The sequence below is a fragment of the Actinomycetospora sp. genome (assembly GCF_055612215.1).
Genome location: NZ_JBVPVA010000076.1, coordinates 1 through 5,655, shown reverse-complemented (window position 1 = coordinate 5,655; position 5,655 = coordinate 1). Strand labels below are relative to the sequence as shown.

Here is a 5,655-nt window from a genome sequence, read left to right as displayed (position 1 = left end):
CGGACCTGCGCGGCGTGGTCGGCGCCGCGGAGACCGCGGCGCCGGCATCCGAACAGCGTGCCGCCGCCGTCGGGCTCACCCAGGGCGCCCACGGGCGGGCCGACCTGACGCCCCGCCGCCAGGGGGGGCGCGAGCTCGTCGGGCAGATCCTCATCGAGGTCCTCGAGGCCCAGCGCGCCGACACCGGGCGGCGGCTGAATAACAGTCGCAACGACCGCTGCGCCGTCGCGTTCTACGACCGCTCGCGCAACAACAGCGGCGCCTGGCACAACGTGCGGATCTGCGGCAACGCGGTCAACCTGCGCGCCTCGCGCGCGCGCCGCCGGGCGACGGCGGTCGCCGGGTCTGCGGAGAACGCCGCCGACGAGGGCTGACCCGCGGCACGCGTCGTCGGGAGCGCCCCCGGAGTGCGTGATCACGAACTGTGTGGCGGAACGCGCCAGATCCGACGCGTTCCGCCACACGGAAGTCGATCACGCTGCCGGCTCGCGGGGGAGGCCGGAGCTCAGGACTCGGTGCGCACCGAACCGGACGGCGACCAGGCGTCGGTGTCGATCGGGCTGAACTCCGGGTCCTGCTCGTCGAGGCGTCGCATCCGGCCGCCGCGGACGTCGAGGACGCCGTCGTCGAGCGGAGTGGTGAAGACGTTCTCGACGAGCGTGTACTCCGCGGCCAGGCGCCCGACCGGCGCCAGGGCGGCGGTGTCGATGCGGCCGCGGTCGAGGTAGAGGTCGTCGCGGACGTGGACCCGTTCGACGACGCCCCAGACGACGTGGTCGTCGAGGTCGCCGACCGGGATGATCCGGTCCAGTCGGCACTCGAAGTGGACGGGGGCGTCGCACACGCGGGGCGGGGCGACGACCTCGGAGGGCGCCTTGGCGAGCCCGACCGCGTCGAACTCGTCCACCTCGGTGGGGAACTCGTGCGCGGTGCGGTGCATCTGGTGGGCCTGCGGGAGCGACACCAGGTTGGTGACGAACTCGCCGGTGTCGCGGATGTTGGTGAAGGTGTCCTTGAGCTCGCCGGTGGAGCGCGGCTGCATCGACAGCGACACCATCGGCGGCCTGCGCCCCACGGCGGTGAAGAACGAGATCGGCGCGAGGTTGGCGACGCCCGACGTCGAGAGCGTGCTGACCCAGCCGATGGCCCGCGGCACGATCGTCCCGATGAGCAGCTTGTAGGCCGCGGTGGCGTCGAGCTCCGACGTGTCGATGATCATGCGGACACCTCCGTGGGGAACGCGGCACGCGCCGAGCCCCAGAGCGCTCCGGGGTTGACGCGGTCGGGGTGGCGGGCGCGCATCGCCCGGTAGAGCTCGAGCGCGGACGACGTGGTGGCCAGCAGCTCCTCGACGTCGTCGAGGTAGCGGCGGGTGTCGTCGATCGCCGCGGGGTCGCCAGTGCTGCCGGGCCGCTGGTGGCCGGCGATCACCGACGCCGGGTGCAGGTCCCGGACGACGTCGAGGGCGTCGCGCCAGGCCTGGCGACCGGCCGCGGGGGACTCGGCGAGGTACAGGTGGACCCCGTCGTAGACGGCGTCGCCGGCGACGACGAGTCCGAGCGCGGGCACGTGCAGGCAGCTGGTGTCGTCGGTGTCGGTGTGCCCGAGGCCGACCGCGACCAGCTCGTGGCCCTCGAGGTCCAGCACGTCGCCGTCCATCGGCTCCGGGGCCACGAGCGCCCTGGGGATCTGGCCGCCGGGGAAGCGGGCCTCCCAGAACGCGGCGACGTCCTCCGGACGCTGGGCGCGGGCCCGGGCGGCGATCGCTGGCAGGGCGACGACGCGGGCGGCGGGGAACCTCTCGAGCAGGGCCGCGGCGCCGAACCAGTGGTCGCCGTGGGCGTGCGTGACGTACACCGTGGTCAGCTCGCGCCCGGTCGCGACGACCCGCTCGACGGTGGCCGCGGCCTGGTCGTTCGTCAGGGGCGGATCGACGACGACGGCTTCGCGTGCTCCGGTGAGGATCGTCGTGGCGATCGGCGACCAGACCCGGACGTCGAGGTCCGGCGGGAGGTCGGTCACCGCGGTCGGGATCGACGGGCTGACGTGCACGTGGACCTGCAGGGCGTCGGTCATGGTCAGCGTCCCTCGAACGGCATCGTCGGGCGGGGGCGGCCGGCGTGCAGGGCGTCGACGGCGGCCGGGATGGCCATCCGGGTGTCGGCCGAGTCGAACAGCGGGAGCGCCACATCGACGATCACCTCGTCGGCCGCGGCCACCCCGCCGACCGCCCAGGTGCGCAGCAGCGCCTTGTGCGCCGCGTGAGCGAGGGTGGGTCCGGCGGCGACCCTCGCGGCGAACGCCGCGGCCTCCTCGTCGAGGGCGTCGTCGTCCACGACGCGGTCGACCACCCCGAAGCGCTCCATCTCCGCCGCGGGGACCTGCTCGGAGGTCAGCGCCCAGCGCATCGCCCGCGAGCGGCCCGCGCGCTCGGCGATCCGGTAGACCCCGCCGAGCAGCGTGATGATCCCGATGGACTGTTCCGGATTCCCGAAGCGCGCCGTCCGGCCGGCGATGACGACGTCCGCGCGCACCGCCAGTTCGAGGCCCCCGCCGAAGCACAGCCCCTGGACCGCGGCGATCGTCGGGACGGGGAGCCGTTCGAAGCGGTTGAACGTCTGCAGGAAGTGCTCGAAGTGGGTGCGCATCTCCCGGCGGTCCCAGCCCGGCCAGGGCTCGATGTCGCCGCCGAAGCTGAAGTCGGGGCCCTCGGCGCGCAGCAGCACCGCGCGCGCGTCGCCGGCCGCGATCCCGTCCAGGGCGTGGTCGAGCTCGTCGACCATGGTGGTCCCGATCCGGTTCTGCGGCGGGTTGTGCAGGACCAGCGTGGCCACGCCGTCCTCCGTGGTCACCGAGACGTGGGACATCGTCACTCCTTCTGCTGCAGGTGCTCGGCGAACCAGGCCCGGGCCGCTCCGCTCGCCGTTGGGAACCCGGCGAGGTAGGGGTCGAAGTGGCCGCCGGGGATCGTGACGAGCCGCTTGGGCTCCAGGGCACGCTCGTACGCGGCGAGGGCGGTGTCGGTGAGGGTGATCGTGTCGTGGGTCGCGACCACCATGAGCAGCGGCGTCGGGCTGATCCGGTCGACGAACACCCCGGGCTCGTAGGTGGTGGCGGCGAAGGTCGACCGCACCGTCACCTCGTTGGCCCAGACCCCGTCCGGGAGGTCCTGGAGGTAGAACGCGACCGCGTCGGGGGCGCGGTAGGAGGCCGGGACGGCGGGGTCGTCGGACACGATCGCCCGCCGCGCCATCGCCTCGCCCCGCGCCCGGGCGCGCTCGTCCTCGACCAGTCCCGCGACGAAGCCGGCGACGGCCTCGGGCGCGACCCGACGACGGGTCTGCTCGGCCCCGCTGATGGTGGGCACCTGCGCGACGACGGCCCGCAGGCGCGGATCGGTGGCGCCCAGGACCAGGGCGTGGCCGCCGGCGTAGCTGGTGCCCCACAGGCCCAGGCGACCGCCGTCGACGCCCGGGACGGCCTCGAGGTGGGACAGCGCGCGGCGCCAGTCGGCGATCTGGGTCCAGGGGTCGACGTCCTGGCGCGGCTCGCCGCCGCTGTCGCCGAACCCGCGGTGGTCGTGCAGGAGGACGACGTGGCCGTCGGCCGCGAACGCCTCCGCGAACGGCTCCAGCCCGTGGTGGCGGGTCCCGGCGTACCCGTGCGCCATGGAGATCGCCGAGTGCGGCCCGGGGCGGTCGGGCCGGTAGAGCCACCCCCGCAGCACGGTGCCGTCGTCGGCGGTGAACTCGGTGTCCTCCCGGCGGAACGTCGCGGCGTTCACGCGCGGTGGAACGTGTCGCGGTCGATGCTGCCCTCGAGGCGCCGCCCGAGCTCGGCGGAGAACGCCAGCGCGCCGTCGAGCGGGCGGTGGTGGATCGCGACGTCGACGGTGCGGCCCTGCGCGTCGGCCACCAGCCGCGTGACGCCGCTGACCGCGGTCCCGTCGTGCAGCGTCGCGTCCCACTCCAGGTAGGTCCGCTCGCCCTCGCGCGCCTGGTGGGTGAAGACCAACGCGGTGTAGATCCCGCTGGCCGTGGCCATCACCTGCGCGACCGCCTCGCGGCCCTCCACCGGGGCGCGCAGGACCGAGGCCCGCAGGACCACCTCCGGGGCGAAGGTGTCGGTGAACGAGGAGGCGCTGCGCGCGGCGAACGCCGAGGTCCACCCCCGCTCCCGGACCCCCTCGGCCGTGTTGCCCCGGTCGTCGGTGACCCGGCGGACGAAGGTGTCGAGCAGCGTGGCGACCGCGTCCGGCCGCTCGACGTGGGGCCAGTGCCCGGCGCCCTCGACGTCGGCGGTGGTGACGTCGGCGAACCGCGGGACCACTCCGGCGTCGAGGACGGCCGAGGTGATGAAGGGGTCGTCGCGACCGCGCAGGACCAGGACGGGGGCCGTGATCGACGAGTCCGAGGACCCCGCCGGGTCCCCGTCGTTCCAGGCGTCGACGGTGGCCGAGACCGCCTCGGCGGTGATCGACATGCCGACGGCGGCGAGCCGCTCGAGCTCCCCGGTGGGGAAGCCGACCGAGAGCTGCCGGCGCACCTCCCGCTGGGCCTCACCGTCACCGCCCAGCGCCTTGAACGGCGCGACCGCCTCCGCGGGCAACTGCGTCCCCGCGAGCGGGACGGGCGCCACGAGGACCAGGCCCGCCACCCGGCCCGGGAGCCGGGTGGCCGCGAGCTCGGCGACCTGGGCGCCGAGGCTCTGGCCGACGAGGACGACCGGCCCGTCGATCCCGTCGATGAGCTCGACGACGTCGGCGGTGTGCCGGGCGAGCGTGTAGGGCCCGCCGTCGTCGGGTCGGTCGCCCATGCCGGCCAGCTCGGCCGACACGGTCGGCGTCTGCAAGCCGCGGTGGCGGATCACCGGCTGCCACACCGCGGCGTCGTCGAGGAACCCGTGGACGAAGACGGTGGTCAACGGTGTGTTCTGCGGCATCGCCGAACCTCGTTCCGGTGGGGACGGCCGAGCGGCCGCGCTCATGACCGGAACAACATAACCGTTGCTCGTTGAGCTATGTCAAGAGTGGTCGCGCGTCACCCCTAACCGAGCAGTGCCTCCGGGATCTCGACGACGCGGCTGCGCAGGTACTCGCCGAGCCCCTTGGCCTGCGGGTCGGGGCGGGTGGAGGACGCGACGCCGTCGCCGAGGATCCCGTGGACCACCACGTTGAGCGCGCGCAGGTTCGGCAGCTCGTGGATCTCGATCGCGAGCTCCGCCGCCTCCGGGCCGATTAGCTCCCGGGCCCGCTCGACGGTGAGGAACTCCCGCAGCCACGCGTAGGCCTCGTCGCTCCGCGCCCACAGGCCGATGTTCGCGTCGCCGCCCTTGTCGCCGGAGCGGGCGCCGACGACGCGGCCGAGCGGGGCCCGCGTCGTGGGGCCGTCCGGGGCCGGGGTCGACGACGCGGATTCACTGCCACTGGGTGCAAGCGTCGACGCTTCGCTGGCATTGGGAGGGTCGAGCACCACCCGGCGCTCACCGCCCGGCAGGACGACCGTCTGCGTCACCGCCTCGCGGGGCACCGCGGCCGGGCGGTAGACGCCGAAGGCCGACTCCGCGCTCGGCGGGGTCGTCGTGTGGAAGCCCGCGTAACCGCCGAGGGCGAGCTCCATCGTGGCGTTGGAGAAGGCGCGGCCGACCACGCGCGGG

Annotated in this window: 7 protein-coding genes; 1 reads left to right on the top strand and 6 read right to left on the bottom strand. The window is 74.5% G+C overall.

Annotated elements, in window-relative coordinates; genetic code table 11:
* The coding region (locus AC0CYZ_RS01635; protein WP_472211579.1) for a CGNR zinc finger domain-containing protein at window positions 1–374 on the top strand (374 nt) is incomplete at its 5' end.
* Between the two features lie 131 nt (window positions 375–505).
* Here AC0CYZ_RS01635 and AC0CYZ_RS01630 read toward each other — a convergent pair.
* The 6 genes from AC0CYZ_RS01630 to AC0CYZ_RS01605 all read right to left on the bottom strand — a co-directional run.
* The gene (locus AC0CYZ_RS01630) at window positions 506–1,219 is read right to left on the bottom strand and encodes a flavin reductase family protein (RefSeq protein WP_472211576.1); all 714 of its coding nucleotides are present in this window, start codon (window positions 1,217–1,219) and stop codon (window positions 506–508) included.
* Window positions 1,216–2,076 (bottom strand): MBL fold metallo-hydrolase, encoded by an 861-nt coding sequence (locus AC0CYZ_RS01625; protein WP_472211573.1) that lies wholly within the window; start codon window positions 2,074–2,076, stop codon window positions 1,216–1,218. Before AC0CYZ_RS01625 ends, AC0CYZ_RS01630 begins: the two co-directional genes overlap by 4 nt.
* Before the next feature lie 2 nt (window positions 2,077–2,078).
* On the bottom strand, window positions 2,079–2,867 hold the full coding sequence (locus AC0CYZ_RS01620) for an enoyl-CoA hydratase/isomerase family protein (RefSeq protein ID WP_472211570.1): 789 nt from the start codon (window positions 2,865–2,867) through the stop codon (window positions 2,079–2,081).
* Window positions 2,868–2,869: 2 nt separating this feature from the next.
* Complete coding sequence (locus AC0CYZ_RS01615; protein ID WP_472211567.1) at window positions 2,870–3,784, bottom strand: alpha/beta hydrolase; 915 nt, start codon at window positions 3,782–3,784, stop codon at window positions 2,870–2,872.
* Window positions 3,781–4,941 carry an alpha/beta fold hydrolase gene (locus AC0CYZ_RS01610; protein ID WP_472211564.1) on the bottom strand — a complete coding sequence of 387 codons (1,161 nt, stop codon included), beginning with the start codon at window positions 4,939–4,941 and terminating at the stop codon, window positions 3,781–3,783. Before AC0CYZ_RS01610 ends, AC0CYZ_RS01615 begins: the two co-directional genes overlap by 4 nt.
* 104 nt (window positions 4,942–5,045) lie before the next feature.
* Window positions 5,046–5,655 (bottom strand): AtuA-related protein (locus AC0CYZ_RS01605; RefSeq protein ID WP_472211562.1); only part of this gene is annotated, 610 nt, incomplete at its 5' end.